The 26439-nt window shown below is 69.2% G+C and carries 21 protein-coding genes; 2 read left to right on the top strand and 19 right to left on the bottom strand.

Annotated elements, in window-relative coordinates:
- Nucleotides 1–76 precede the first annotated feature (76 nt).
- The 11 genes from P3W75_RS20965 to hutU all read right to left on the bottom strand — a co-directional run bounded on the left by P3W75_RS20965 (nt 77) and on the right by hutU (nt 13589).
- Complete coding sequence (locus P3W75_RS20965; RefSeq protein WP_276229230.1) at nt 77–622, bottom strand: DUF3304 domain-containing protein; 546 nt, start codon at nt 620–622, stop codon at nt 77–79.
- A gap of 31 nt (nt 623–653) precedes the next feature.
- On the bottom strand, nt 654–3206 hold the full coding sequence (locus tag P3W75_RS20960) for a T6SS phospholipase effector Tle1-like catalytic domain-containing protein (RefSeq protein WP_276229229.1): 2553 nt from the start codon (nt 3204–3206) through the stop codon (nt 654–656).
- Nucleotides 3194–3748 (bottom strand): DUF3304 domain-containing protein, encoded by a 555-nt coding sequence (locus tag P3W75_RS20955; protein ID WP_276229228.1) that lies wholly within the window; start codon nt 3746–3748, stop codon nt 3194–3196. The genes P3W75_RS20960 and P3W75_RS20955 overlap by 13 nt, the downstream gene beginning before the upstream one ends.
- A gap of 259 nt (nt 3749–4007) precedes the next feature.
- The gene (gene hutG / locus P3W75_RS20950) at nt 4008–4811 is read right to left on the bottom strand and encodes an N-formylglutamate deformylase (RefSeq protein ID WP_276229227.1); all 804 of its coding nucleotides are present in this window, start codon (nt 4809–4811) and stop codon (nt 4008–4010) included.
- Nucleotides 4804–6012: an imidazolonepropionase gene (hutI, locus tag P3W75_RS20945; protein ID WP_276229226.1), complete on the bottom strand. Its 1209-nt coding sequence runs from the start codon at nt 6010–6012 to the stop codon at nt 4804–4806. The genes hutG and hutI overlap by 8 nt, the downstream gene beginning before the upstream one ends.
- Nucleotides 6009–7541 carry an HAL/PAL/TAL family ammonia-lyase gene (locus P3W75_RS20940; protein WP_276229225.1) on the bottom strand — a complete coding sequence of 511 codons (1533 nt, stop codon included), beginning with the start codon at nt 7539–7541 and terminating at the stop codon, nt 6009–6011. Before P3W75_RS20940 ends, hutI begins: the two co-directional genes overlap by 4 nt.
- A 13-nt stretch (nt 7542–7554) precedes the next feature.
- A complete protein-coding gene (locus P3W75_RS20935) occupies nt 7555–8370 on the bottom strand; it encodes a quaternary amine ABC transporter ATP-binding protein (protein ID WP_276229224.1) in 816 nt (271 codons plus the stop codon).
- A complete protein-coding gene (locus tag P3W75_RS20930) occupies nt 8367–9221 on the bottom strand; it encodes an ABC transporter permease (RefSeq protein ID WP_276229223.1) in 855 nt (284 codons plus the stop codon). The genes P3W75_RS20935 and P3W75_RS20930 overlap by 4 nt, the downstream gene beginning before the upstream one ends.
- Nucleotides 9222–9282: 61 nt before the next feature.
- Nucleotides 9283–10251, bottom strand: coding sequence for an ABC transporter substrate-binding protein (locus tag P3W75_RS20925; RefSeq protein WP_276229222.1), 969 nt, complete (start codon nt 10249–10251; stop codon nt 9283–9285).
- Nucleotides 10252–10328: 77 nt separating this feature from the next.
- Nucleotides 10329–11744, bottom strand: coding sequence for a purine-cytosine permease family protein (locus P3W75_RS20920; RefSeq protein WP_276229221.1), 1416 nt, complete (start codon nt 11742–11744; stop codon nt 10329–10331).
- Between the two features lie 138 nt (nt 11745–11882).
- A complete protein-coding gene (hutU, locus tag P3W75_RS20915) occupies nt 11883–13589 on the bottom strand; it encodes a urocanate hydratase (RefSeq protein WP_430765396.1) in 1707 nt (568 codons plus the stop codon).
- A gap of 419 nt (nt 13590–14008) precedes the next feature.
- On the opposite strand from hutU, the gene hutH reads away from it, so the two are divergent.
- Nucleotides 14009–15538, top strand: coding sequence for a histidine ammonia-lyase (gene hutH / locus P3W75_RS20910; RefSeq protein ID WP_276229219.1), 1530 nt, complete (start codon nt 14009–14011; stop codon nt 15536–15538).
- Between the two features lie 132 nt (nt 15539–15670).
- Here hutH and P3W75_RS20905 read toward each other — a convergent pair whose 3' ends face one another.
- Both P3W75_RS20905 and hutC read right to left on the bottom strand, forming a co-directional pair.
- Complete coding sequence (locus tag P3W75_RS20905) at nt 15671–16258, bottom strand: HutD/Ves family protein (RefSeq protein ID WP_276229218.1); 588 nt, start codon at nt 16256–16258, stop codon at nt 15671–15673.
- The gene (gene hutC / locus P3W75_RS20900) at nt 16255–16965 is read right to left on the bottom strand and encodes a histidine utilization repressor (protein WP_276229243.1); all 711 of its coding nucleotides are present in this window, start codon (nt 16963–16965) and stop codon (nt 16255–16257) included. Before hutC ends, P3W75_RS20905 begins: the two co-directional genes overlap by 4 nt.
- Nucleotides 16966–17222: 257 nt before the next feature.
- Between hutC and P3W75_RS20895 the strand changes: the two genes are divergently transcribed.
- Nucleotides 17223–18587, top strand: coding sequence for a formimidoylglutamate deiminase (locus P3W75_RS20895; RefSeq protein WP_276229217.1), 1365 nt, complete (start codon nt 17223–17225; stop codon nt 18585–18587).
- A 57-nt stretch (nt 18588–18644) separates the two neighbouring features.
- Here P3W75_RS20895 and P3W75_RS20890 read toward each other — a convergent pair whose 3' ends face one another.
- From P3W75_RS20890 to P3W75_RS20865, 6 genes are all read right to left on the bottom strand, one after another.
- Nucleotides 18645–19208, bottom strand: coding sequence for a lipocalin family protein (locus P3W75_RS20890; protein WP_276229216.1), 564 nt, complete (start codon nt 19206–19208; stop codon nt 18645–18647).
- Nucleotide 19209: 1 nt separating this feature from the next.
- On the bottom strand, nt 19210–19464 hold the full coding sequence (gene bamE, locus P3W75_RS20885) for an outer membrane protein assembly factor BamE domain-containing protein (protein WP_276229215.1): 255 nt from the start codon (nt 19462–19464) through the stop codon (nt 19210–19212).
- Between the two features lie 69 nt (nt 19465–19533).
- Nucleotides 19534–20142: a DUF924 family protein gene (locus P3W75_RS20880; RefSeq protein ID WP_276229214.1), complete on the bottom strand. Its 609-nt coding sequence runs from the start codon at nt 20140–20142 to the stop codon at nt 19534–19536.
- Nucleotides 20142–21152, bottom strand: coding sequence for a class 1 fructose-bisphosphatase (locus tag P3W75_RS20875; RefSeq protein WP_276229213.1), 1011 nt, complete (start codon nt 21150–21152; stop codon nt 20142–20144). The genes P3W75_RS20880 and P3W75_RS20875 overlap by 1 nt, the downstream gene beginning before the upstream one ends.
- A gap of 155 nt (nt 21153–21307) precedes the next feature.
- A complete protein-coding gene (locus P3W75_RS20870; protein ID WP_276229212.1) occupies nt 21308–22678 on the bottom strand; it encodes a DUF3999 domain-containing protein in 1371 nt (456 codons plus the stop codon).
- Nucleotides 22675–26253: a DUF2339 domain-containing protein gene (locus P3W75_RS20865; RefSeq protein WP_276229211.1), complete on the bottom strand. Its 3579-nt coding sequence runs from the start codon at nt 26251–26253 to the stop codon at nt 22675–22677. Before P3W75_RS20865 ends, P3W75_RS20870 begins: the two co-directional genes overlap by 4 nt.
- Nucleotides 26254–26439 lie beyond the last annotated feature (186 nt).

Below are 26439 nucleotides of genomic sequence, written 5' to 3'. Positions count from 1 at the left end.
AGGACGTCAGCGTAGGATGGGTTGACAACGAAGCGATACCCATCCCACGGAAAGCACCTCGGCAAGCACGCCGGCCTCACGTCGGGCAGGCTTTCGGCTCCACCATCTTCAGCGGTTCCTTGATCGGGTAATTGGGGTTGTCGTAGGTCAGGCAGGAGGTGGTGACCTTCAGTTGGTCGCAGGGCAGGAAGTGCACGGTGATGCCGCAGGCCTCCTGGCCGCTGTAGTCCGGGATGGGCACAAGCTGACTGTGTTGGCGCTTCTCAGCATTAACTTTCTTAAGCCAAGCGTCGTACTTAACCTCATCTGCAAACCCTGGAAACTCATCTGCAAGCTTGCTCATACCGCTTGCCCCCGTCTCCCAATCCACTCGCACCGTCATGCCTGGCCGCCACTGCGCGGGCACCGCGAAGCAGCAGGCACCGCCACCGCCCTGGTAGGGGCCGATGATGTCCACGGCGTTGCGGCCATCGACGCTGAACCAGTTGATGGCCCAGTGGGTGTGGTTGACCGCCTCGATGGTGCCGCTGGTGCCTTGCGCCTGGGCAGCGGGCGGCGTGCTGGCGCAGCCGGTGACGGCCAGCAGGGCTGCCAGCCACAGGCTGGCCCGCAGGTGACGCATGGCCCGGGCAGCCACCGGGGAGCGGAGGGATTCAGACCTTGGCATTGCGTTGCTCCCCCAGTTGAATCAGCGAGTCGCCCAGGTACTTGGCGATATTCTCCTGGGCCTGCTTCAGTCGCTGGGCCCTGATGGCGGTGCGCTGCAGGGCTACCAGTTCGCCCACCTGCCGGGTGGGCGCCTGCAGTTCGGCGGCGTTGGCCAGCATGGGAAGCGGCAAACCGTTGCGCAGGTCGACGATATCGAACTGCGACAGCGCACCAGCCATGGCCAGCTTGCCGGCCAACCCCTTCTGCTTTTTGACCAGGACGACGCCGCCAACGACCAAGGCCGCGCCGACGACGCCGCCAGCCACGCTGAACAGCGACAGTGCCTTGTTGCACTCGCTGCCGAAATACACCATGCGTTCGCGGAAGTAGCCGTTCCACATTTCACGGGTGCCGAACTTGGCGTGCAGGAACCAGGCGCGGGAATCATGCACCTGGTCGTCGAACAGGGCGCGCAGCAGGCCGCTGGGTTCCTCGGCGTTGCGGAACTCGATCACTGGGCCACGCTCGGTTTCGCCGAGGAAGTTGCGCTCCCCCCGTGGCGGCGAGAACAGCAGCGACACGCGCTGTTGGCCCAGCCCCTTCATGTGCCGGTATTCGGTGCCTTCGTCGTCGCCGTTGATCAGGTACACCGCCTGCAACGGGAGGCTTTTGATGATCCATTCGGTGACGCTGGTGGGCTCGCGGCGGGTGTTGCGGTAGTCCTCGCCGAACTCCTGGGCGGCCTCGCTCAACTGGGTCTGGTCCAGGTCCGGGTCGAAGTCCTTGATGCCCGGTTCCAGTGGCGGGGCTTCGTCGTAAGGGTTGTTGCGCGCCATGGCCTCGGCGATACGGCGGCGCGCCTCGACTTTTTTCTGCGCCTCGTCGGTGCGCGCCTCGGAGGCCTCCCGCGCCGCCGGGGTACCGTCACTGTTGCTGGCCCGGTTGAAGAAGTCGCATTGCCGGTAGGTGCCGAAGGCGTAGCGGTCGATGCGCCAGGCGGTGATCCAGCCCATCTGGTCGCGCAGTTCCTCCTCCAGCGGTGACTTGCCGGCCAACGGGGTATAGGTGTGCACCTGCTCGTCGGTCAGCGGTTGCTGGGCGGGCGGCAGGCCCAGGGTGACTTCGCGCCATGCGTTGAAGCGGTGTACGACTTCGGGCGAAACAGCAAACTCTTGAGCACTGCGCGCATCCATTACCCGCCATCGTTCATTGCTGTCGTGCTTGGACAAACTGCCTTCCGGCACTTTGAGCGGAGCTCCATTAGCAAACGCATCCGCATACATTTCGTGCAGAGCAATTTGTGACAGCAGGCGTACATCTCGTTGGTCTGCATCAGGGCTTATCGCCTTCCCCTGCACCCCCGGCGTATACCCGCCCCCCTGGTCGGAGTGCATACCGGGATAGAACACCTCCACGCTGTTGCGCGGGTACTGGCCATTGCTGCGGCGGATCGAGTCCAGCGGGAAGCACAGGCGCTGTTCGTGGCTGGCGACGAGGTGCAGGCAGCGCTTGATCAGTTCCGGGTGGGTGTCCTCGCTGCTCAGTTCCTGGGTGCCGCTGGCCCAGCTCATGTGCCCGTCGAACATCGGGAAGCCGTGGGCCAGGCCCACGGAGGCGACGGTGTCGAACAGGCCGAGGTAGTCGATGCTCACCGGCAGCTTCTGGTCGCCCACCGCCAGGTAGGGCTCGATGGTCTGCCCCGGCTCGGGCTGCACCAGCAGCTCGCTCAGCCATTTGACGAAGGTGCGCGCGGTGGCCGCGCCACGGGAGAAGCCGTAGACGTAGAGCTTGAGGCCGAGCAGCCTGGGGCACGCCGCGGAGGTACTGCGAAGGGCTCGGTCCAGCGGCCGCTGCATCAGCTTGAGCTGGCGCTGGAACTCGCGGCGGCGGCTGCCGGGGCCGCCGATATCCGCCAGCGGGCCGCTCAGGTCGCGCAGCGTGCCCATGGACCTGACCGCCGCCTTGACGCCGGTGAGGCGAGTTTTCTCGACGGCGCGCTTGAGCGCGTCGATGAGCATCAGCAGCGCCCAGTTGATGCGGTCGTCGCCATAGCGTGCAGCGGCCAGGCCGAGGGTGCTGTAGTCGAGGTCGTCCACTTCGGGGAAGGGCGTGCCGACGCCGGGCAGGTAGTACTTGTAGTACTCGCCGATGCCCACGCCGTCCGGGTCCACCAGGCCGGCCCCGGCCGCGCCAGCCTGGGCGGTGCCACCGGCATAACCGGCGCCGATGGTGGCGCGGAACAGCCGGGCGATATTGGTGGGGTGCGGCACGGGTGGCGAGGGAGCCTTCAGCTCGGCGATCTGCTGCTTGTTCAGGCACAGGTCATTGTTCAGGTTGTTGCCGGTGCCATCGAAGAACAGGCTGATGTGCAGTGTCTGGCAGCAGGACGGGTGGACTCGGCGGCCAGCGGCCACGCACAGGCTGTAGCGGTAGGCTTCCTGCAGGCTTTCCTGGCATCTTAGGTTTTCCCACAGGTGGCTGGGCTGGCCGGGCAAGCGGCCCTGTTCGGGGAACTGCGGCGGACGCGCCACCGGCGCGAGGCTTTTCACTTCGGGCATGAGGCGGGCTCCGGCAGTTGCAATGGCAGCCGGATCGGGTACCGGGGGTTATCGAAGGTCAGGCAGGAGGTGGTGACCTGGAGCTGGTCGCAGGGCAGGAAGTGTACGGTGATGCCGCAGGCGTCCTGGCCGCTGTAGTCCGGGATGGGCACGAGCTGGCTGTGCTGGCGCGTTTGAGAGTTAACTTTCTTGGACCATTCGACATACTTGGGCCAGTCGGCGTAACCGGGAAAGCCTTTGGTTCCGCCAACTCCCGTCTCCCAATCCACCCGTACCGTCATGCCTGGCCGCCACTGCGCGGGCACCGCGAAGCAGCAGGCACCGCCACCGCCCTGGTAGGGGCCGATGATGTCCACGGCATTGCGGCCATCGACGCTGAACCAGTTGATGGCCCAGTGGGTGTGGTTGATCGCCTCAATGGTGCCGCTGGTGCCGCGTGCCTGGGCGGGAGCTGGCAGTGAGGCGCAGCCGCTGGCGAGCAGGGAGTAGATGGCAAGTGCGAGAAGACGCAAGTGGCTGGAGCGATGGCCAGGTGGGTACATGGCAGGCGTCCTTGTCGGAGGAGAGCCTGCATGGGATCAGCTCAGGCAGCGACTGCCTATCGGCCGCGTCCTAAAGACTATGGAGAACCTGCGTCAGCCTTTAGCTGAAGGACGCGCTTTCGGTAGCGCGCCCGTCTCCGGCGCGGCACCGCTTCGAATAAAAGACAGCCCCCTGCCGCGCCGAGGCAGCGCCGCCGGGATGCGTGGCCCGGTGGCGCCGCGCCGACAAGCCCCGACACAGCGGGAGGCTGCGGAAAACTCAGCGGCCGTAGCGCTCGCGGCCCCAGGCGAGGAAGGTTTCCAGCATGCGCTGGAGCACCGCCGCGGTCGGGCCGGCCAGGTCCTCGCGGTAGGCGAAGGGCGCGGTCTCGTCCATGTAGTTGCACTGGGCGAGCTCCAGTTGCACCGCGTGCACGTGTTCCTGCGGCTGGCCGTACTGGCGGGTGATGTGGCCGCCCTTGAAGCGCCCGTTGAGCACATGGCTGTAGCCCTCGGCCTCGGTGCACACCGCCTGCAGGCGCTCGGCGAGGTCGGCCGGGCAGCTGTTGCCGGAGTTGGTGCCGATGTTGAAGTCCGGCAGCTTGCCGTCGAACAGGTGCGGGATGTGCGAGCGGATCGAGTGCGCGTCCCACAGCAGCGCGTAGCCGAACTCGGCCTTCAGCCGCGCCAGCTCCTCGGCCAGGGTGCGGTGATAGGGCGCCCAGACTTCCGCCAGGTAGCGCGCGCGCTCCTCCGCCGACGGCGCCTGGCCCACATGGAACAGCGGGCGGCCGTCGAACAGGGTGTCCGGGTAGAGGCCGGTGGTGGCGGTGCTGTACAGCGGCTTGTCGTCGGCCGGGCGGTTGAGGTCGATGACGTAGCGCGAGTAGTTCGCCGCCAGGGTGCTGGCGCCCAGCTCGCGAGCGAAGTCGTACAGGCGCGGGATGTGCCAGTCGGTGTCGGCCAGTTCCTTCGCCTCGTCCACCAGGCCGCTTGCCACGGCCGGGGTCAGGCGAATGCCGGGGTGCGGCATGCTCACCAGCAGCGGCACGCGGCCACGGCTGAAGCTCAGTACGTTATCCACAGGAGACTTCCTCTGCGTGACGGATGATGCGCTTGGGCAGGTCGCCGCCGAGCCAGTAGGCCAGCTCGGCGGGGCGCTGGATGTCCCAGGCGACGAAGTTGGCGAGCTTGCCCGCCTCCAGGCTGCCGTGATCGGCTTCCAGCCCCAGGGCGCGGGCGGCGTGCAGGGTGACGCCGGCCAGCGCTTCTTCCGGGGTCAGGCGGAAGGCGGTGCAGCCCATGTTGAGCATCAGGCGCAGCGACAGCGCCGGCGAGGTGCCGGGATTCAGGTCGCTGGCCAGGGCGATGGCCACGCCGTGCTTGCGCAGGGCGTCCATCGGCGGCAGCTGGGTTTCGCGCAGGACGAAGAAGGCACCCGGCAGCAGCACCGCGACGGTGCCGGCCTTGGCCATGGCGATGGCGTCGTCCTCGGTCATGAATTCCAGGTGGTCGGCGGACAGCGCCTGGTAGCGCGCGGCCAGGCTGGAGCCGTGCAGCGAGGACAGCTGCTCGGCGTGCAGCTTCACCGGCAGGCCCAGCGCCTGGGCGGCCTGGAACACCCGCTCGACCTGCGCCGGGGAGAACGCCAGGTGCTCGCAGAAGGCGTCCACAGCGTCCACCAGCCCTTCGGCGGCCAGCGCCGGGAGGATCTCCGTGCAGATCAGCTCGATGTAGTCGTCGGGCCGCCCGGCGTACTCCGGCGGCAGGGCGTGGGCCGACAGGCAGGTGGCGCGCACCGTCACCGGCAGCACCTCGCCCAGGCGCCGCGCCACGCGCAGCATCTTGCGTTCGCTGGGCAGGTCCAGGCCGTAGCCGGACTTCACTTCCAGCACGCTCACGCCATCGGCCAGCAGCGGCCGCGCGCGCTTGATGGCACTGGCCAGCAGTTCGTCCTCGCTGGCCTCGCGGGTGGCGCGCACGGTGCTGGCAATGCCGCCGCCGGCGGCGGCGATCTCGGCGTAGCTGGCGCCTTCGAGGCGCAGTTCGAATTCGGCGCTGCGGTCACCGCCGAACACCAGGTGGGTGTGGCAGTCGATCAGCCCCGGGGTCAGCCAGGCGCCGCCGAGGTCGTGGCTGCGCTGCGCGTCGTGCGCCGGCAGTTCGGCGCGCGGGCCGATCCAGTGGATGCGCTGGCCCTCGGTGAGGAGCGCCGCGTCCTCGATGATCGAGTACTTGCCGCCGGCCATGGTGGCGGCGTGGCAGTTGTGCCAGAGCTGTTTCATTGCAGTCTCCCGATGCTCGCGCCAACGTTCTGCAGCGCCCGGCGGTCACCCAGCAGCGCGGCGGCGCGGGCGATGTCCGGGGCCAGCCAGCGGTCGGTGGCGTAGGCCGGCACCTGCTCGCGCAGCAGTTCCCAGGCGCGCGCGGTGCCGGCGCCGAAACGTTGTTCCTTGAGGAATTCGAAGGCCTGGGCGGCCAGCAGGTATTCGATGGCGAGAATCTGCTGGCAGTTGCCGATGCAGCGGCCGAGCTTGAGCGCGGCGCTGGTGCCCAGGCTCAGGTGGTCTTCCTGCAGGCCGGAGGTGACGTAGTTGTCGACCACCGCCGGCTGCGCCAGCTGGCGGTTCTCGCCGGCCAGGGCGGCGGCGACGTACTGCACGATCATCATCCCGGAGTTGACCCCCGGCTGGCTCACCAGGAACGCCGGCAGGCCGCTGACCAGCGGGTTGATCAGGCGGTCCAGGCGGCGTTCGGCGACGCCGCCCAGCTCGGCCACGGCGATGCACAGCAGGTCGGCGGCCATGGCCACGGACTCGCCGTGGGGGTTGGCCTGGGACACCACCCGGTAGTGCTCGGGCGTGCCCAGCACCAGCGGGTTGTCGTTGGCCGAGTTCAGTTCGATCTCCACCTGGCGCGCGGCGTGGGCCAGCTGGTCGCGGCAGGCGCCGTGGATCTGCGGCATGGAGCGCATGCTCAGGGCGTCCTGGGTGCGGATGCCACGGCTGCTGGCGAGCACTTCGCTGCCGTCGAGCAGCGCGCGCAGGTTCTCGCCCACCAGCTGTGCGCCGGGGTGCGGCTTGAGCGCGAGGATTTCCGCGTCGAAGGCGTCGGTCTGCCCGCGCAGGGCCTCGAAGCTCATGGCGCCGATGACGTCGGCCCAGTGCGCCAGGCGCGTCGCGTCGTCCAGCGCCAGGCAGCACAGGCCGGTCATGCACGGCGTGCCGTTGACCAGGCTGAGCCCGTCCTTGGCGCCCAGCTCCACCGGTGCCAGACCTTCGCGGTCGAGGGCTTCGGCGGCGGCGACGACGCGCCCCTGGTAGCTCACTTCGCCGACGCCCAGCAGGGCCACGCCGACGTGGGCCATGTGGGTCAGGTAGCCCACCGAGCCCTGGGCCGGCACGCGCGGGGTGATGCCCCGGTTGAGCAGTTCCAGCAGCGCCTGCACCACGCGGCGGTGCAGGCCGGACTTGCCGAGGCTGTAGTTGGCGATGGCGACGCAGATGATCGCCCGGGTCTGCTCGTCCTTCAGCGCCTCGCCGACGCCGCAGGCGTGGCTGAGCAGGGTGTTGCGCGACAGCTGGGCCAGTTGCTCGCCTTCCAGCACCACGTTGCACAGGGCGCCGAGGCCGGTGCTGATGCCGTAGGCGCGCTCGCCGCGCGCGACGATGCGCTCGACGATGGCGCGGGCGTTGTCGATGCGCGCCCAGGCCGCCGGCGCGAGCTCCAGGCGCGCGCCGTGGCGGGCCACGGCGACCACGTCCTGCCAGTGCAGGGGCTGGTCGCCGAAGGTGACGATGGAAGCGGTGGACATCGAATCTCCCGGATTACAGGTTGGCCACGCGGCGCTGGACGAAGCGGTCGACGTACTCGTCGGCCGGCTGGTGGAGGATTTCCCGCGGCGCGCCGACCTGGATCAGCTGGCCGTCCTTGAGGATGGCGATGCGGTTGCCGATGCGCACCGCCTCGTCGAGGTCATGGGTGATGAACACGATGGTCTTGTGCAGGGTCTTCTGCAGTTCCAGCAGTTGGTCCTGCATGTCCGCGCGAATCAGCGGGTCGAGGGCGCTGAACGCTTCGTCCATGAGGATGATGTCGGTGTCGGCGGCCAGCGCGCGGGCCAGGCCGACGCGCTGGCGCATACCGCCGGAGAGCTGGTGCGGGTAGGACTTCTCGTAGCCCTTCAGGCCCACGGTGGCGATCCAGTGCAGCGCGCGCTCCTGGCACAGCGCCTTGCTCTCGCCGCGCACCTTCAGGCCGTAGGCGACGTTGTCGAGCACGCTCTTGTGCGGCAGCAGGCCGAAGCTCTGGAACACCATGCTGATCTTGCGCCGGCGGAAGTTCTCCAGCTGGCGCGCGTCGTAGCGCAGGATGTCCTCGCCGTCGACCAGGATCTCGCCGCTGGTGGGGTCGATCAGGCGGTTGAAGTGGCGCACCAGGGTCGACTTGCCGGAGCCGGACAGGCCCATGATGACGAAGATCTCGCCGGCCTCGATGGACAGCGACAGGTCGTTCACCCCGACCACGCACTCGGTGCTGGCGAGCACCTCGGCCTTGCTCTTGCCGGCGCGGATCATCGCCAGGGCGGCGTCGGAGCGGGCGCCGAAGATCTTGTAGACGTTCTTGACCTGGATCTTGCTCATTTGCTGGCCTCGTGGTGACGCGAGCGGCCGTAGGCCTGGGTGATGCGGTCGATGACCACGGCGAGGATGACGATCGCAAGACCCGCCTCCAGGCCCTTGCCGACGTTGAGGGTCTGGATGCCCACCAGCACGTCCTCGCCCAGGCCGCGGGCGCCGATCATCGAGGCGATCACCACCATCGACAGGGCCATCATGGTGGTCTGGTTGATGCCGGCCATGATGCTCGGCAGGGCCAGCGGCAGCTGCACGCCGAACAGCTGCTGGCGGCGGTTGGCGCCGAACGCGGTGACCGCCTCCATCACCTCGCGGTCGACCTGGCGGATGCCCAGGTCGGTGAGGCGGATCAGCGGGGGAGCTGCGTAGATCACGGTGGCGAAGATCGCCGGCACCTTGCCCAGGCCGAACAGCATCAGCACCGGGATCAGGTACACGAAGCTGGGCATGGTCTGCATGATGTCCAACATCGGCAGCAGCACGGCGCGCAGGCGGTCGCTGCGGGCGGCGAGGATGCCCAGGGGAATGCCGATCAGCACCGAGATGAGGGTCGCCACCATCATCAGCGCCAGGGTCTGCATGAGCTTGTCCCACAGCCCCACCGCGCCGACCAGGAACAGCAGGCCGGTGATCACCAGGGTCGGCAGCACGCGCCGGGTGGCGTGCCAGGCGATGCCCGCGACTATCGCCAGCATCAGCCACCAGGGCGTGGCGCGCAGCAGGCCTTCCAGGTGGACGATGGCCCACAGCAGGGTGTCGGAAATGTGCCGGAAGACATCGCCGTAGTTGGTCACCAGGGCGTCGACCCAGCCGTTGACCCAGTCGGCGATGGAGAAGGTGAAGCGTTCGGGAAACATGGCTCGTACTCGCAAGGGATGGGGCATCCCGGGAAGGCGCGGCCTCCCCGGCTCGGGCGCGTCAGAGCGCGGCCTGGACCTTCTTCGCGGCGTCCGCGCTGACCCAGGCGGTCCACACCTCAGGGTGCTCCTTGAGGAAGGCCTTGGCCAGTTGCTCGGAAGTCAGCTTTTCCTTGGCCATCTTCGCCAGGTTCTGGTTCAGCAGGTCGATCGGCAGGTTGACCTTCTCCAGTACCGCGACCAGCTCCGGGGCCTGGTCATGGAAGGTGCGCGACAGGCCGACCTGGATCTTCACGTCCTTGTTCACCCCCGGCTCCTCCAGCTTGACCAGGTCGGCCTGGCCCATCAGCGGCGTCGGCGACCAGTAGTAGAAGAGGATCGGCTCCTTGCGCTTGTAGCTGGACAGCACCGCGGCATCCAGGGCCGGGCCGGTGCCCGGGCGGAAGTTGGTGTACTTGTCCTCGAGGCCGTACTTCTTGAGCATCTCGGAGTTCTCCAGCTCGCAGGTCCAGCCGGCCGGGCAGTTGTAGAAACGGCCCTTGCCCGGCTCTTCCGGGTCGCTGAACAGCTCGGCGTACTGGCCCAGGTCGGTGACCGCCTTCAGCTTCGGCGCCTTGGCCTCGATGCCGCGGGCCTTGTCGCCCTCGATCACGAAGCGCGGCACGTACCAGCCCTCGGTGGCGCCGACGATGGGCGCGCCCACGCCGACCACCTTGTTGGCGGCGGCGGCCTTGTTCCAGGCGTCGCTGCGGCCGATCCACTCCTCGCTGAAGATCTGGATGTCGTTGTTGGCCAGGGCCTGCTCCATGGTGATGGAGTTGCCCGGCAGGCTGTCGGTCTCGCAGCCGTAGCCGTTCTTCAGGATGATCTGCATGAGGTCGGTGAGCAGCATGCCGCTCTCCCAGTTCAGCCCGGCGAACTTGACCGCCTTGCCGCTCTCGCACCAGCCGGCGGCCTGGGCCGAGGCCATGGAGCCGAGCAGCCCGGCGGAAAGGATCAGGCCCAGCAGTTTCTTCTTGGAATTGTTCATCTGACGCTCCTAAACGTGGAAGTGAGGTTCGGCAGTGCAAGCGGCCGCGCCCGTCGCCTGGACGCGGCCGGGGCGGTTCAGGTACGCGCCGGCAGGATCAGCCGGTCGGGCACCGCCCGCGCGCTACGCCGGGCGACCAGGTAGTAGAGGACGGCCGGAACCACCAGGCCGATGATCCAGGAGATGTCCACGCCGCCCAGGGCATCCACCAGCGGGCCGGTGTAGAACTTGGTGGAAATGAACGGCAGTTGCACCAGCACACCGACCACGTAGACGCTGATCCCCGGCAGGTTCCAGCGGCCGTAGCGGCCGTTCGGGTCGGCCAGCGCCGGCACGTCGTAGCGCTCGCGGGTCAGGCAGTAGTAGTCCACCAGGTTGACCGCGCTCCACGGCGTGAAGAAGGCCAGCAGGAAGAGGATGAAGGACTTGAACGCGCCGAGGAACGAATGCTGGCCGAGCAGCGCGATCAAGGTCGCGGCGCCGACGATCAGCAGCACGAACACCAGGCGTTGCAGGCGGGTCACTTCGACGTGGCCACGGAAGCCGCTGATGATGGTGGCGATGCACATGAAGCTGCCGTAGGAGTTCAGCGTGGAGATGGTCACCTTGCCGAAGGCAATGCTGAAGTACAGCAGCGCGGCGGTGGCGCCGCTGCCGCCGAGGCCGACGATGTAGGCCACCTCGCGGCCGGAGAACTGCCCGTTGGCCATGGCCGCGGCGAACACCCCGAGGACCATCGCCACCTGCGCTCCGATCACCGAACCGGCGCCGACGGCGAGGAAGGTCTTCAGCGACGAGGTGCTGCTCGGCAGGTAGCGCGAGTAGTCGGCCACGTAGGGGCCGAAGGCGATCTGCCAGGACGCCGCCAGGGACACCGCGAGCAGGAAGCTGCTCCAGCTGAAGTGGCGGATCTGCAGCAGCGCGCCGACGTCGGTCTGGGTCATCAGGCGGCTGAACAGGTAGACGAAGGCGATCACCCCGATGACGCTGGCGATGCGCCCGATGACGTGGATCACCCGGTAGCCGAGCACGGTCACCAGGACGATAACGCTGGCGAACATCAGGATGCCGACGCTGTCGCTGACGCCGAACAGCTGGCCCAGCGCCTGGCCGGAAAGCACCGTGCCGGTGGCGGTGAAGCCGAGGTACATCAGGCACACCAGCACGATCGGGATGGCCGCGCCGTAGACGCCGAACTGCACCCGGCTGGAGATCATCTGCGGCAGGCCCAGCTTGGGCCCCTGGGCCGCGTGCAGGGCCATGACCGTGCCGCCGAGCAACTGGCCGATGAGCAGGCCGATCAGCGACCAGAACACGTCGCCGCCGAGCACCACGGCCAGGGCCCCGGTGACGATGGCGGTGATCTGCAGGTTGGCGCCCAGCCACAGGGTGAACTGGCTGTAGAGCTTGCCGTGGCGCTCGGCCTCGGGGATGTAGTTGATCGAACGCACCTCGATCAACGGCTTGCTGGAATTCTCACTGGCCTGGGACATCGCTTTTCTTCTCCACCCCGGCGCGCGGCCGGAGTTCTTGTAGTGTCAGAGGATGCATTCCACTCGGCCCGACCGCCGCGCCCCCACCCGCGCGGCGATCCCTCCCTGGCCGGGGGCGGCGGCGCCGCCCCTGATCCGTCACTTGCCGGTGATCATCGGCAGGTTCAGGCCCTGTTCCTTCGCGCAGTCGATGGCGATCTGGTAGCCAGCGTCGGCGTGACGCATGACCCCGGTGCCCGGGTCGTTGGTCAGCACGCGGGCGATGCGCGCGGCGGCCTCGTCGGTGCCGTCGCAGACGATCACCATCCCCGAGTGCTGGGAGAAGCCCATGCCGACCCCGCCGCCGTGGTGCAGCGACACCCAGGTGGCGCCGCTGGCGGTGTTCAGCAGGGCGTTGAGCAGCGGCCAGTCGGACACGGCGTCGGAACCGTCCTGCATGGCCTCGGTCTCGCGGTTCGGGCTGGACACCGAGCCGGAATCGAGGTGGTCGCGGCCGATCACGATCGGCGCCTTCAGCTCGCCGCGGCGGACCATCTCGTTGAACGCCAGGCCGAGCTTGGCGCGCTGGCCCAGGCCGACCCAGCAGATGCGCGCCGGCAGGCCCTGGAAGCTGATGCGCTCCTTGGCCATGTCGAGCCAGTTGTGCAGGTGGGCGTCGTCCGGGATCAGCTCCTTGACCTTGGCGTCGGTCTTGTAGATGTCCTCGGCGTCGCCGGACAGCGCGGCCCAGCGGAACGGGCCCACGCCACGGCAGAACAGCGGGCGGATGTAGGCCGGAACGAAGCCGGGGAAGTCGAAGGCGTTGGCCACGCCCTCTTCCTTGGCCATCTGGCGGATGTTGTTGCCGTAGTCGAAGGTCGGCACGCCCTGCTTCTGGAACTCCAGCATGGCTTTCACGTGCACGGCCATGGACTGCTTGGCGGCCTTGACCACGGCGGCCGGCTCGGTCTGCGCGCGGTCGCGGTACTGCTTCCAGGTCCAGCCGGCCGGCAGGTAGCCGTTGAGCGGGTCGTGGGCGGAAGTCTGGTCGGTGACCATGTCCGGACGCACGCCGCGCTTGAGCAGTTCCGGGAGGATTTCCGCGGCGTTGCCCAGCAGGGCGATGGAGATGGCCTTGCCTTCGGCGGTGTACGTGGCGATGCGCGCCAGGGCGTCGTCGAGGTCCTTGGCCTGCTCGTCGACGTAGCGGCTGGCGAGGCGGAAATCGATGCGGCTCTGCTGGCACTCGATGTTCAGCGAGCAGGCGCCGGCCAGGGTCGCGGCCAGCGGCTGGGCGCCGCCCATGCCGCCGAGGCCGGCGGTGAGCACCCAGCGACCCTTGAGGTTGCCGTCGTAGTGCTGGCGGCCGGCCTCGACGAAGGTTTCGTAGGTGCCCTGGACGATGCCCTGGCTGCCGATGTAGATCCAGCTGCCGGCGGTCATTTGGCCGTACATGGCCAGGCCCTTGGCATCCAGCTCGTTGAAGTGTTCCCAGTTCGCCCAGTGCGGCACCAGGTTGGAGTTGGCGATCAGCACGCGCGGGGCGTTGGCGTGGGTCTTGAACACGCCGACCGGCTTGCCCGACTGCACCAGCAGGGTCTCGTCGTCGTTCAGCTCTTTAAGGGTGGCGACGATCTTGTCATAGCACTCCCAGTTGCGCGCGGCGCGGCCGATGCCGCCGTACACCACCAGCTCCTTCGGGTTCTCCGCGACTTCCGGGTCGAGGTTGTTCATCAGCATGCGCAGCGGCGCTTCGGTCAGCCAGCTCTTGGCGTTCAACTGGGTACCACGCGGGGCGCGGATTTCTACGTCGCGGAATTTGGTCACGGCAGGCTCCTTCAGGGCAGCTTGTGGCTCGATGGGCATGGCGATCCGGGCTTCGCCCATCTCGTATATGCTTGTACATACAAGTATAAGCAAAGGTAGGGCCAATTCTTTTCCAAGGGCGCTGGGCGCCGCTGGCAATAAGCTTCAAGCAGTTGATTAAAAAGGATTTATTTTTGAGCTTTGGCTTTTCGCGGCCACCCCCGCGTCATCCCGGAAGCGGCGCCGATGCACCGAAACGGCCCAGCAACGCCCCATTTCGTAGCAATCGGTAACACCGCCCGGTTACCACTCGCCACCGCCGCCGCCCCTCACCGGCAGGCAACCGCCGGCGGCCCGCTCCACACCGTCGGCGGCCGGATGGCGGCCTGGCATGGCTCGCTTATTGCTGCTACCTGTATATACAGGAACAGATAGCCGCGGCGCTGCGCGCGGTAACACCCAGCGAACAGGAAACCGATATGTCCGACACCCTGATCCTCCGCCCCGGCCAGTTCGACCTCGCGCAACTGCGCGCCATCCACCGTGAACAGCCGCGCCTGGAGCTGAGCCCCGAATGCCGCGCGGACCTCGCGCGCAGCGCGCAGACCGTCGCCGAGATCATCGCCAGCGGGCGCACCGTGTACGGCATCAACACCGGCTTCGGGCTGCTGGCGCGCACTTCCATCCCCGCCGACCAGCTGACCAAACTGCAGCGCAACCTGCTGCTCTCCCACTGCACCGGCACCGGGCCGCTGCTGGACGACGCCACGGTGGCGCTGATCATGGCGCTGAAGATCGGCTCCCTGGCGCGCGGCTTCTCCGGCGTCGGCATGGCGGTCATCGACACCCTGCTGGCGCTCTACCAGGCCGGCGTCTACCCGTGCATCCCGTCCCAGGGCTCGGTGGGCGCCTCCGGCGACCTGGCGCCGCTGGCGCACATGTCCGCGGTGCTCATCGGCGTCGGCCAGGTGCGCCACCAGGGCCGGGTCATGGACGCCGCCGAGGGACTGGCCATCGCTGGCTGCCAGGCGCTGGAACTGGGGCCCAAGGAAGGCCTGGCGCTGATCAACGGCACCCAGGTATCCACCGCCCTGGCGCTGCGCGGCCTGTTCGCGGCGGAGAAGCTGTTCGTCTCGGCGGTGGTCGCCGGCAGCCTGACGGTGGAAGCGCTGAAAGGCTCCTATGTACCCTTCGACGCGCGCATCCAGGCGGTGCGCGGCCAACCCGGGCAGATCGACGTGGCGGCCTTCTATCGCGAACTGCTGCACGACAGCGAGATCAACAAGTCGCACATCGACTGCAAGCGCGTGCAGGACCCTTACTCCCTGCGCTGCCAACCCCAGGTGATGGGCGCCTGCCTCGACCACCTGCGCTTCGCCGCCGGGGTGTTCCTGCGCGAGGCCAACGCGGTGTCGGACAACCCGCTGGTGTTCAGCGCCGACGGCGACGTGCTCTCCGGCGGCAACTTCCACGCCGAACCGGTGGCCATGGCCGCCGACGTGCTGGCCCTGGCCATCGCCGAGATCGGCGCGCTGTCGGAACGGCGCATCGCCCAGTTGGTGGACCCGGCGCTGTCCGGCCTGCCGGCGTTCCTGGTCAAGGAAGGCGGGCTGAACTCCGGCTTCATGATCGCCCAGGTGACCTCGGCGGCCCTGGCCTCGGAGAACAAGACCCTGGCCCACCCGGCCTCGGTGGACAGCCTGCCGACCTCGGCCAACCAGGAAGACCACGTGTCCATGGCCACCTTCGCCGCACGGCGCCTGCAGGACATGGCCGGCAACAGCTCGGCGGTGGTCGCCATCGAACTGCTGGCCGCGGCCCAGGGCGTTGAGTTCCACGCCCCGCTGCAAAGCTCGCCGCCGCTGCAGGCGGTACTGAAGATGGTCCGCGCCCAGGTGCCGGCCTATGACCAGGACCGCTACTTCGCCCCGGACATCGCCGCCGCCCGCGCCTGGGTGGAGGAAGGCGCGCTGAGCCGCTGGCTGGACTATTCGCGGCTGTACGCCTGATAGGAGGACGATGGCGTTTTACGCCATCGCGGGCGTGGCCCGCTCCTACAGGGAAACTGGGCCACGCCCGCGAAAGCGCCTGCAAGGCGCTTCTCCCACCAACGAAAAAGGGTGCCTCTCGGCACCCTTTGTTCAGTGTGATTCGAGTTCGATCACGCAGATATCGGCACTTCCCGCCACCCTCAACCGCCACTCCCGCAGCCGCGCCTCGCCCTCGGCAAGCAGCGTGTCATGCAGCCCCAGCACAGCGGCGTCCCCGCCATCCTGGCAGACGTGAAGCCCCTCGCCCGCACTGAACAGCAGCACCGTCGACGCGCTGCTGAAGAACTGCGCTTCACCACCCACCCGCAGCCACTGCAGGCGCGCGCGGTAACGGGTCGGCGCGTAGATCAGGTTGAAATCGCGGATGGCGCCGCCGAGCAGTTCGCAGTCCACCGCGCTGGCGCCATCGAAGGCGAAGGCGTCGAGGGCACGCAGCTCGCGCGACGGCACGCCGTCCACCGTCAGGCGCATGCCCTCGCCTTCCAGCACACTGATCACCCGCTGGTAGCCGCTGAACGCGGAGAACGGCCCCGGCGCGCCGACGTCGGCGATCGACAGGCGCCAGCCGAAGCCGTCCAGGCCGTCGCCGGCATCGCGGAGGATTTCGCGGGTGCTGCCCGCGCCGTTCTTCCAGGGCATCACCGGGTAGTCGGCGGCCCGCAGCAGGCGCTGGTTCATGAGGAGAAGCGTCCTTCCAGGCGGTAGCGCGAACCCGGGTAGAGCAGGCGCGCGCTGGTGACGGTATTGCGCCCCGACCAGGTGCGCCGACGGATCATCAGGCACGGCTCGTGGCGGTCGATGTTCAGCAGCCTGCATTCCTCGGCGTCGGGCAACACCGCCTCGACCACGTGCTCGCCCTCGCTGAGCGGCGCCACCTGGGTCAGGTAGGCGAACGGCGTCTGCCCGGTGAAGTCCTGCTTGAGGTAGTCCGGGGCCACGGCGGCGTTCACGTAGCGGTCCTCGATCTGCACCGGCACGTCGTTCTCGAAATGCACGATCAGCGAATGGAACACCCGCTGGCCCTCGCGCACGTCCAGCGCCAGGGCGCGCTCGGCGCTGGCCTTTTCCTCTTCCAGGCGGACCACCACGCAATGGTGGCGATGGCCGCGCGCCTCGATCTCCTCGGCGATGTTCTGCACCTGGAACAGCGCCGACTGGCCCTTGGGCTCGGCGACGAAGGTGCCGACACCCTGCATGCGCACCAGCAGGCCGTCGTTGGTCAGCTCGCGCAGCGCGCGGTTGATGGTCATGCGGCTGACGCCCAGTTCGTTGACCAGCTCGCTTTCCGACGGCACGCGATGGTGCGGTGGCCAGGCGCCGGACTGGATCTGCTGGACGATCATCTGCTTCACCCGCGCGTACAGCGGCGCGGGCAGGTCGCCCATCCGCGAGGCCAGCGAGGAGCCCTCCGCGGGCGGGGTGGGCGAAGTCGATGGGGGCACGGGAAAACTCCTTGTCGTGGCGACAGTGGGCGAAGACGGCTGGGCGTGTGGCGCTGCGCGCCTGTTCCCCCGGCATGTACCGGATTCGACCGGTGCATACAAGCCCCGCGACGACCGCCGGGCATGCCGCGTAGTTTACGATCACCTTAAACGTCTGTATATGTATATACAAATTCGAAGAGCCCTGCGAGGACCTCGCCATGCCCGCCCTGTTCGCCGAACGCGCCCTCCTGCCCAATGGCTGGGCGCGCGATGTCCGCTTCGAGATTGGTGCCGACGGGCTGCTCGCCCGGGTCGAGGCCGAGGCCAGCAGCGAGGGTGCCGAGCGCCTGCGCGGGCCGGTGCTGCCGGGCATGCCCAACCTCCACTCGCACGCCTTCCAGCGCGCCATGGCCGGCCTCGCCGAGGTCGCCGGCAATCCCAACGACAGCTTCTGGACCTGGCGCGAGCTGATGTACCGCCTGGTCGGCCGCATCACCCCGGAACAGCTGCAGGTGATCGCCCGCCAGCTGTACATCGAGATGCTCAAGGCCGGCTACACCGGGGTCGCCGAATTCCACTACGTGCACCATGACCGCGACGGCAAGCCCTACGCCGAGCCGGCCGAGCTGTCCCTGCGGGTCAGCCAGGCGGCCAGCGAGGCCGGCATCGGCCTGACCCTGCTGCCAGTGCTCTACAGCCACTCGGGCTTTGGCGGGCAACAACCCAACGAGGGCCAGCGGCGCTTCATCAATGGCACCGACGCCTATCTGGAACTGATCCACGGCCTGCAACGGCGCCTGGCGGCGCAGCCGGCGCAACGCGTCGGCCTGTGCTTCCACTCGCTGCGCGCGGTGACCCCGCAGCAGATCACCCAGGTGCTGGAATCGGACTGCAGCGACGCGCCGATCCACATCCACATCGCCGAGCAGCAGAAGGAAGTCGCCGACTGCCTGGCCTGGAGCCAGCGCCGGCCGCTGCAATGGCTGTACGAGAACATCGAGGTGGACCCGCGCTGGTGCCTGGTCCACGCCACCCACGCGGAGCCCGAGGAAGTCGCCGCCATGGCCCGCAGCGGCGCGGTGGCCGGGCTGTGCCTGACCACCGAGGCCAACCTCGGCGACGGCATCTTCCCGGCGGTGGACTACCTGGCCCAGGGCGGCCGCCTGGGCATCGGCTCGGACAGCCACGTGTCGCTGAGCGTGGTCGAGGAGCTGCGCTGGCTGGAATATGGCCAGCGCCTGCGCGACCAGCGGCGCAACCGCCTGTACCGCAGCGATCAGCCGAACGTCGGCCAGACCCTCTACGAAGCCGCCCTGCACGGCGGCGCCCAGGCCCTCGGGCAGCCGGTGGGCGAACTGGCGGCGGGCCGCCGCGCCGACCTGCTGGTGCTCGACGGCAACGACCCCTACCTGGCCACCGCCACCCCCGACACCCTGCTCAACCGCTGGCTGTTCGCCGGCGGCGACCGTCAGGTGCGCGACGTGATGGTCAACGGCAAGTGGGTGGTGCGGGAGCGCCGGCATGCGCTGGAGGAACGCAGCGCCGGGGAGTTCGTCGGGGTGTTGCGGGAATTGCTGGCGTAGACCGAACGGCGGATAACGCGGAGCGTTATCCCCCTACGTCGACCCCGGCCGTTTCATTCACTTCCCGGCGATCGCGCTGTCCTTGCTCCGCCAGATCAGGTCGCTGGTGTCGTAGCCGTTGCGGTTGGCTTCGGCCAGCAGGCGGCGCAGGGTCGCTTCGGGCAGGCTGGTCTGCCGGGCGAGTATCCACAGGTAGTCGCGGTCGCTGTTGCCGACCAGCGCCATCTGGTAGTCCGGGTCGACGTAGAGCACCCGGTAGTCGCCGCGCACCAGGTCGGGCAGCAGGCGGGTCGGCCAGTTGTCGAAGCGCACCCAGAAGGCGTCGGTGCTGCCCGGCTTCTGCGGCATGGCCGTGCCGAACACCTGTTTCCAGCTGCCGTCGGCGGTGCGGCAGCGGTTGCGCACACCGATAGTGCCGTCGGTGCGCACGCTGTAGAGGGCCTCGGATTGCAGACAGGCGCGCTGGAAGATCATCGGCTTGCGCGCCAGCTCGTACCAGGTGCCCTGGTAGCGCTGCGGGTCGACCTGGACGCTGCGCGGCAGGTCCTCGGCGTGCCCGGCGCAGCCCCACAGGGAGGAAGCGAACAGCGCGCCGGCGAGAACCCGCAGCCAGGCGTTCATCTCACTTCAGGCCCTTGCCGGAGAACATCAGCACCTTGTCACCGGCGTACTGCACGCTGACGAAGGTGTTGTCGTCGCCCCAGGTGCAGCTGGACACGCCCAGCGCGCCGGAGCACTCGGTGGGCTTGCCGAGCAGGCTCTCCACCTCTTCCTTGGCCATGCCGGCCTTGAGCTTGGAATAGTTCTCCTGATTGAGCTTGCTGCAGGCGGCCATGGCGATGCAGACGGCGATCAGGGCGATACGGCGGAAGGACATGGGCAACTCCATTGTCGAAAGGTCCGTTGAACAAGCGTGGCACAGGCCGCGCAAAACGCAGCCTTGGAGTCAGAAACGCGAGCCGGGTTCCTTGAGGAAGGCGGTTTCTTCGGCGCTGGAATCGCGGCCCAGGATGGCGTTGCGATGGGGGAAGCGGCCGAAGCGCGCGATCACCACGCGGTGGCGCTCGGCGTAGCGCAGGAAGTCGGCGAACAGCGCCTGGTCGCCGGCATCGGCGTGCGCGTGCAGCGCGCCGAAGGCGGCCACGGCCTGGTCCTGCTGCGACAGGTCCTCGGCATGCTCCAGCACCAGGTAGACGAACACCCGCTCGACCGGCTGCAGCTGGCGGTCCAGCCCGGCGGCCAGGCCGCGGCGCACCAGTTCCTGGGCGCGGGCGTCGCCGGCGAAGGCGCGCGGGGTATCGCGGAAGACCATGCGCGGCAACTGGTCGAGCAGCAGGATCAGCGCCAGCCAGCCCTGGGCCGTGTCGGCCCAATCGGCCAGCCCGCCGTCCAGGGCCTGGCGCACCAGGCCGCCGAAACGGTTGTCCGAAGCCACGTCCTCGCAGGCGCTCTTGCCGAACCACAGGCCGTTGCGCTGGGCGGCGACGTCACTGGCGCGCAGGGCGTCGCCGAACCACCAGTCGAGCAGCGCCTGCCAGGCGGGCTGGGTGGTCATCAGGCCTGGTGGTAGCCGGTGACGCGCTCGACTTCTTCCTTCGAGCCGAGGAACACCGCGACGCGCTGGTGCAGGCTGTCGGGCTGGATGTCGAGGATGCGCTGGGTGCCGTTGGTGGCGGCGCCGCCGGCCTGCTCGATGATGAACGACATCGGGTTGGCCTCGTACATCAGGCGCAGCTTGCCGGGCTTGCTCGGCTCGCGGGCGTCGCGCGGGTACATGAACACGCCACCGCGAGTCAGGATGCGGTGCACGTCGGCCACCATCGAGGCGATCCAGCGCATGTTGTAGTTCTTGCCCAGCGGGCCTTCCTTGCCGGCCAGCAGCTCGTCGACGTAGCGCTTCACCGGGGCTTCCCAGTGGCGCTGGTTGGACATGTTGATGGCGAACTCGGCGGTGCTGGTCGGCACGCTGATGTTGTCGTGGGTGAGGACGAAGGTGCCCAGCTCGCGGTCCAGGGTGAAACCCTTGACGCCGTTGCCCAGGGTCAGCATCAGCATGGTCTGCGGGCCGTAGATGGCGTAGCCGGCGGCGACCTGGGTGGTGCCCGGCTGGAGGAAGGCTTCCTCGCGCAGGTGGTCGTTCTGGCTCAGGTGCTCGGCCGGGCAGCGCAGGACCGAGAAGATGGTGCCGACCGAGACGTTGACGTCGATGTTGCTGGAGCCGTCCAGCGGGTCGAACACCAGCAGGTAGGCGCCTTTCGGGTACTTGCCGGGAATCTGGTAGGGATGGTCCATTTCCTCGGAGGCCATGCCGGCCAGGTTGCCGGCCCACTCGTTGGCTTCCAGGAGGATTTCGTTGGACAGCACGTCGAGCTTCTTCTGCACTTCGCCCTGCACGTTCTCGGTTTCCATGCTGCCGAGCACGCCGCCGAGCGCGCCCTTGGAGACCGCGTGGCTGATTTCCTTGCACGCACGCGCCACGACCTCGACGAGGTGACGCAGGTCGGCCGGGGTGTTGTGGCTGCGGGTCTGCTCGATCAGGTAGCGGCTGAGGGTAACGCGGGACATGGAGGGACTCCGGGGAGAAGTAGGGAAAAAACTGCGCGCATTCTAGCGTGGAATCGAGCGCGCCGCCTCCCGTGCGGCGGCGCCCGTCCAGTGCTTGGAGTGCGCCGCCACGGCGCGGTTCCCTTGGCGCTGCGGCGCTCGGTCGCGGCCCCCGCTCAGCCGCCGGAGCGCTGCCCGCGCAGCAGGCTGAAGGCCATCGCGCCAAGCAGCAACACACCGCCCAGCAGCACGGCCCAGAGGCCGATGCGCTTCCAGTCGCCGCCGCTCGCCGCGGCGTCCTGGGCCTGGGCGACCTGGAGCGTGCCGGCCAGGCTGGCCTGGCCGATCTGGCCGGGCTTGTCCGCCTGGTAGCCGGGGATCAGCACGCTCAGCGGCAGGCTGGCGGACGTCGCCTCGCGCTTGCCCATGGCCAGCTGGTACGGCGCGCTGCCACGGACCAGGAACACCATCTCGCGGGCGCGCATGGCCACGCTCAGGCTCGGCGCGGCCGTGCCCAGGCCGGTGCCGCGCTCGTCGGTGACCAGGCGCAGCTGGCGCACCGGCTGGCCGCCGAGGACCAGTTCGTCCTGGCGCACCTGGCGACCGTCCAGCGGCAGGTCGTAGAGCACACCGCGCGCCAGCGGGTACCAGTTGTCCTGCGTGCCCTGCCCCGCGTTGTTGCGCGCGGACAGCGCGACCGGCGCCATCAGGTGCTGCGCCGCCGGGTCGAGGTTGACGCGCACCCGCTCCAGCGGCAGCGCCTGGGGCAAATCCCAGCGGTAGCTGCCGTCCTGCTCGCGACGCCCGGCGATGGGCTCGGACCAGACCAGCGGCGCGCTCGCCGCCACGTCGGTGCGGCCTTCGAGGCGCGCGGCCTTGAGCGTCACCGCGGCGTTACCGGCCGGCCACGACAGGCGCAGGTAGCGGGCCTTCTCGCCGGGCAGGACGACGTCGCTGACGTCCATGCGCTCGCCATTGAAGCTCAGCCGGGCGAGCTGGCCGTCGCCCCAGGAACGCCAGTGCTGCAGATCGTCGCTGGCCTCGATGCGGAAGTGCTGGAAGCCTTCGGCGTCGCTGCTCCAGTCCAGCGCCAGGCGCTCGAACGGGAAGTCCGCGGCGCCAGCGTCCAGCAACCAGCCGCTGCGGCGCTCGCCGGCCGCCGCGGGGGCGGCGTCGGGCAGCACCTCGACCAGGGTGCCGGTGGTGCTGCGCTGGATACGCAGGCCCGGCTGCTGGCCGGGATCGGCCTCGGCGCCATACAGCGGGAACAGCCGCGCGCCGGCCTCGTGGGCCGTGCTGCTGCCCTGCGCCGGCGCGGCGCTCAGGGCGTAGGGCAGCGCCTCGCCCTCCTTGTCGAACACCCGCAGGTCACGCAGGTCGGCGTGGGCGGCGGCCATCTGCACGCTCATCGGCACCTGCAGGCGATACCAGGGGCCCTCGCCCTGCAGTTGCAGGGGCACCTGCAGCGGGTAGTCCGCCGCGTTCTCGGCGGCTTCGAGCGCCGGGGCGGCCAGGCCCAGGCAAAGGATCAGGGGAAACAGCTTCATGCCGGGGGTTGCTCCTGTTCCGCCAGTGCGCGACGCGGTGGCAGCGGTGCGAAATAGCCGACGACCAGCAGCAGCACGCCGACGCCGATGAAGGAAACGATGCGCTCCAGGCTGCCGCTGTTGCCCAGTTCGACGAAGAACAGCTTGATCACCACCACGCCGATCAGCCCGGCGCCGACCATCCACAGGTCGCGCCGGCCGCGCAGGTGGCCGCCGACCATCAGGCCGAGGGCGATCAGCGTCCAGACGATCGACAGCCCGGCCTGCACCAGCATCGACGCGCCCAGCGCTTCGGCGTCGAAAGGCACGTCGCCCCAGTGGTGCGCGGTGCGGCACACGGCCATGGTCAGCAGGGCGAACAGCGAAAGACCCAGGACCGCCTGTGCCGGCAGGCGCGCAAGCTCCGCGCGCAGGCCCAGCTGCGGCAGGCCTTCGCGGCTCCACTGGAAGATCGCCGCCAGCACGATCAGCATGCCCAGCTCCAGCGGGTTGAGCAGCGGCAGGTAGGGCAAGGGTTGCGCCGCGCCATCGCTGGCCAGGTTGACCAGCCAGAACCAGCCGAGCAGCGCCAGCGCCACCGGCGCCGCCGCCAGCGCGCGGTACTCGCGGGGGAAGCCGGCGACCGGCCAGGGCAGGCCGCGCCGCGCGCCCATGAGGATCAGGTACAGGCTCGGCACCAGTGCCCAGCCCAGCCAGCGCCAGGCGTTGTGGTGTTCGGCCAGGGCGAGGAACAGGTAGCGCAGTTGCAGCGCCAGCACCGCCAGCAGCAACCAGCAGCCGAGCACGTGGGCGGCGCGCAGCGGCAGCGTCGGCAGATCGCCCTCCAGGCGCCTGAGCGTCCAGAAGTGCACGGTGAACAGCGCGCCCCAGCCCAGCCAGCCCCATTCGCCGAAGGGCTGGTAATAGCTGTTCCAGGCCCCGAGCAGCGCCAGCACGCCCAACGGCGCCAGGGCCAGGCAGGCCAGCGCCAGGGCGCGCCAGCGTTCGCGGCGGGCGATCAGGCTCCACAGCAGCACGCTCGCGGCCGCCACCAGCAGGGCGATGTGTTCGCGCTGCGGCGCCGCAACGAAGCGCTGGATCTCGCACAGGGCGGTCAACGCCCACCAACCGGCGCCCCAGACCAGCAGCAGGCGCGACAGGTGTTCCAGGGTCAGCGCGCCGAGCTGCAGCGCCTCGCCGCCCGCCCCCGCGCGGTGCAGGCGCCAGGCCCCGACCAGCGCCGCCAGCGCCAGCACCGCCGGGCACCAGAAGCCGCTGTGGGCCAGGGGCGTCAGCCCCGCGCCGGAAAGCCCGGCGAGCAGGCCCTGCCCGCTGAACAGCAGCGCCGCACCACCGATGACCTGCAGCGCCAGGCTGAACACGAAGCTCGCGCGCTGGCGCAGCGCCAGGCTCAGCCAGAGGATCAGCAGGCCGCTGCCGGCCCACACCGCCGCGGCGCTGCGCCAGGGCAGGACGAACAGCACCGCCAGGTTGACGAAGGCCAGGCCGGCCAGCAGCACCGCGCTCAGGCCGAGCATCAGCCGGCGGTCGTCGCGCACCAGCGGGTCGCGCGCGGCGAGGATCATCCCGGCGATCAGCGCCAGGCCGATCAGGCTGGCGCTGAACAGCCCGGTCCAGCCGCTGCCGAGCACGCCGGCGCCGTCGCCACCGCGCAGGTCGGCGAGGAACAGCGCGCCGCCGAGCAGTTGCACGGCGAAGGCGCAGAACAGGAAGGTCCGCGAACCCAGGCGCAGGCCGGCGAACACCGTGGCCAGGCCGGCCAGCGCCCAGCACATGGCGGTGCCCGGCACGGCGAAGCACAGCGGCGCGATCAGGTACAGGAACGCCAGTCCGCACGCCGCCAGCGCCGGCTGGCAACGCGGCTCCCAGGCGAACAGGCCGGCATCGCCGTGACGACGCAGCTGCCAGTAGCTGAACAGCAGCGCCGCGCCAAGCATCAGGGCGCCCAGCGGCGCGCCGTCCAGCAGGTTATCCACACCCGCGCGCAGCCCGCCGAGGAAGGCGATGGCCGCCCCGGCCTGCAGCAGCAGGGCGAACATCCGCGCCAGCCGACGCCGCTGGCGCAGGCCCAGCCAGTAGATGCCGGCACCCTCCACCGCCCAGGCCGCCGAGGTCCAACGGGCGTCCAGGCCCAGCGGGATCGCCAGGGTGCCGAAGACCACCCCCAGCGCCAGGCAGGCCTCCACCAGCAGCAGCGCGCGGCCGGCGGTGCGCCCGGCCAGCAGGCGCGCCAGGCCCATGTAGAACAGCCCCAGCGCCAGCGCGCTGAACGCCGGGCCGAACTCCAGGTGGCGGATCACCGCGTACTGCAGGCCGAAGCCGATCAGCGGCGCGCCGAACAGCACGGTGCCGTCGACGTAGTCGGTCTGCCGCAGCGACCAGCGCAGCGTCTCGTCACGCCCGGCGCCCTCCTCCAGCCCGGCGGCCTCGCGCAGGCGACGACGGGCGAAGAGCAGGCCGATGGCCACGTACATCAGGAAGAACAGCAGCAGGAAGGGCTCGGTGCTGGCGAACAGCTCCGGCGTGTAGGAACGCAGCCCCCAGGCGAAGCCGATACCGAAGGTGCCGAAGAAGCCGATCAGGTTGAGCAGGCGCCAGGCGCGGAACCAGGCGATGGCGAAGATGCCGGCGTTGAGCAGCGCGAAGTAGCTGAACAGAGCGACGTGGTTGCCGGCGCCGGTGGAGGTCAGGATCGGCGCGGCGAAGCCACCCAGCGCGGCGGCGGCGGCGAGGCCGAGGGCGTCCTGCAGCACCGCGAGCACGGCGGAGAACACGGTCACCGCCACCAGCAGGCCGAGCGCCTGGCCGGAAGTCAGCAGCGGGTGCAGGCGCATGGCGGCGAATACCGTCAGGTAGAGCACCGCGATCCCGGTGCCCTGCAACAGCAGGCCGTAGGTCGCGCGCTTGTGCCGCAGCCACCAGCCCAGGCCCAGCAGGGCGATGGCGGCGGCGGCCACGCCCATGTAGCGCAGCTCCACCGGCACCACCACGCGCTCGGAGGCGTAGCGCAGCAGGAAGGCCAGGCCGAGGAACAGCAGCAGCACACCGACGCGCAGCACGGTGTTGCCGCCGAACAGCCAGCCACGGGCGGCGGCGAAGGCGCGCTCGAACCAGGAAGGGCCAGAGGGCGCCACCGGCTCGCTTTCCCAGGCCGAGGCCTGGCGAGCGGCCGGCGTGGGCGCGGGCTCACTGGCCCAGGCCTCCTCGACAGGCTCCGGTGCCACAGCGGCGGGTGTCGCGGGCAGCTCGATATCCCAGACCAGCTCGGGCTCGGCGGCCGCCTCGACCGCTGCCGGCGACGCCTCGACGGCAGCCTCCGGCTCAGCCGCAACCACCGCCGGGGCGCCCTGCTCCAGGCGCAACAGGCGCTGGTACAACGCCTCGGTGCCCGCCTCGAAGCGCTCGCCGAACTGCTCCAGCTTGAGCCGCATGGCCGAGTTCTGCCGCTGCAGGCCGTGCAACACCAGGGCCTGGCCAAGCAACAGGCCGAGCCCGGCACCAAGCAAACCGTCGGCGATCGACTCGTCCCAGGCGACGCCCAGCGCCAGGCCGATCAGCATGAAGATCCATTGCATGCGGTTGCATCCTTGAACTAGGGGTGCACGCCCCATCCAGCGGGCATGCGCGGCATTGAGTATATCGGCCCGGACGACCGCCACCGGACTACTGCGCATGAAGACGCGCCGGCCCCCCTCCGAGGCACAGGCGGGACAGCGACATAGACTGTCGCGACCACGGGCAAGCTCTGTCGCATCGAACGC

Origin of the sequence: Pseudomonas citronellolis (genome assembly GCF_029335315.1) — a bacterium.
In the GTDB taxonomy this organism is placed as follows: Bacteria; Pseudomonadota; Gammaproteobacteria; order Pseudomonadales; family Pseudomonadaceae; genus Pseudomonas; species Pseudomonas citronellolis_A.
Note: the sequence above shows the minus strand (reverse complement) of the source record. Positions and strands in the feature narration are given on the sequence as shown.

Excerpts from the sequence above, each read along its gene's own strand:
- P3W75_RS20965 (WP_276229230.1), bottom strand. The coding sequence starts at position 622 with ATGCGTCACCTGCGGGCCAGCCTGTGGCTGGCAGCCCTGCTGGCCGTC.
- P3W75_RS20960 (WP_276229229.1), bottom strand. The coding sequence starts at position 3,206 with ATGCCCGAAGTGAAAAGCCTCGCGCCGGTGGCGCGTCCGCCGCAGTTC.
- P3W75_RS20955 (WP_276229228.1), bottom strand. The coding sequence starts at position 3,748 with ATGTACCCACCTGGCCATCGCTCCAGCCACTTGCGTCTTCTCGCACTT.
- hutI (WP_276229226.1), bottom strand. The coding sequence starts at position 6,012 with ATGAAACAGCTCTGGCACAACTGCCACGCCGCCACCATGGCCGGCGGC.
- P3W75_RS20940 (WP_276229225.1), bottom strand. The coding sequence starts at position 7,541 with ATGTCCACCGCTTCCATCGTCACCTTCGGCGACCAGCCCCTGCACTGG.
- P3W75_RS20935 (WP_276229224.1), bottom strand. The coding sequence starts at position 8,370 with ATGAGCAAGATCCAGGTCAAGAACGTCTACAAGATCTTCGGCGCCCGC.
- P3W75_RS20930 (WP_276229223.1), bottom strand. The coding sequence starts at position 9,221 with ATGTTTCCCGAACGCTTCACCTTCTCCATCGCCGACTGGGTCAACGGC.
- P3W75_RS20925 (WP_276229222.1), bottom strand. The coding sequence starts at position 10,251 with ATGAACAATTCCAAGAAGAAACTGCTGGGCCTGATCCTTTCCGCCGGG.
- P3W75_RS20920 (WP_276229221.1), bottom strand. The coding sequence starts at position 11,744 with ATGTCCCAGGCCAGTGAGAATTCCAGCAAGCCGTTGATCGAGGTGCGT.
- hutU (WP_430765396.1), bottom strand. The coding sequence starts at position 13,589 with ATGCCCATCGAGCCACAAGCTGCCCTGAAGGAGCCTGCCGTGACCAAA.
- hutH (WP_276229219.1), top strand. The coding sequence starts at position 14,009 with ATGTCCGACACCCTGATCCTCCGCCCCGGCCAGTTCGACCTCGCGCAA.
- P3W75_RS20905 (WP_276229218.1), bottom strand. The coding sequence starts at position 16,258 with ATGAACCAGCGCCTGCTGCGGGCCGCCGACTACCCGGTGATGCCCTGG.
- hutC (WP_276229243.1), bottom strand. The coding sequence starts at position 16,965 with ATGGGCGACCTGCCCGCGCCGCTGTACGCGCGGGTGAAGCAGATGATC.
- P3W75_RS20895 (WP_276229217.1), top strand. The coding sequence starts at position 17,223 with ATGCCCGCCCTGTTCGCCGAACGCGCCCTCCTGCCCAATGGCTGGGCG.
- P3W75_RS20890 (WP_276229216.1), bottom strand. The coding sequence starts at position 19,208 with ATGAACGCCTGGCTGCGGGTTCTCGCCGGCGCGCTGTTCGCTTCCTCC.
- bamE (WP_276229215.1), bottom strand. The coding sequence starts at position 19,464 with ATGTCCTTCCGCCGTATCGCCCTGATCGCCGTCTGCATCGCCATGGCC.
- P3W75_RS20880 (WP_276229214.1), bottom strand. The coding sequence starts at position 20,142 with ATGACCACCCAGCCCGCCTGGCAGGCGCTGCTCGACTGGTGGTTCGGC.
- P3W75_RS20875 (WP_276229213.1), bottom strand. The coding sequence starts at position 21,152 with ATGTCCCGCGTTACCCTCAGCCGCTACCTGATCGAGCAGACCCGCAGC.
- P3W75_RS20870 (WP_276229212.1), bottom strand. The coding sequence starts at position 22,678 with ATGAAGCTGTTTCCCCTGATCCTTTGCCTGGGCCTGGCCGCCCCGGCG.
- P3W75_RS20865 (WP_276229211.1), bottom strand. The coding sequence starts at position 26,253 with ATGCAATGGATCTTCATGCTGATCGGCCTGGCGCTGGGCGTCGCCTGG.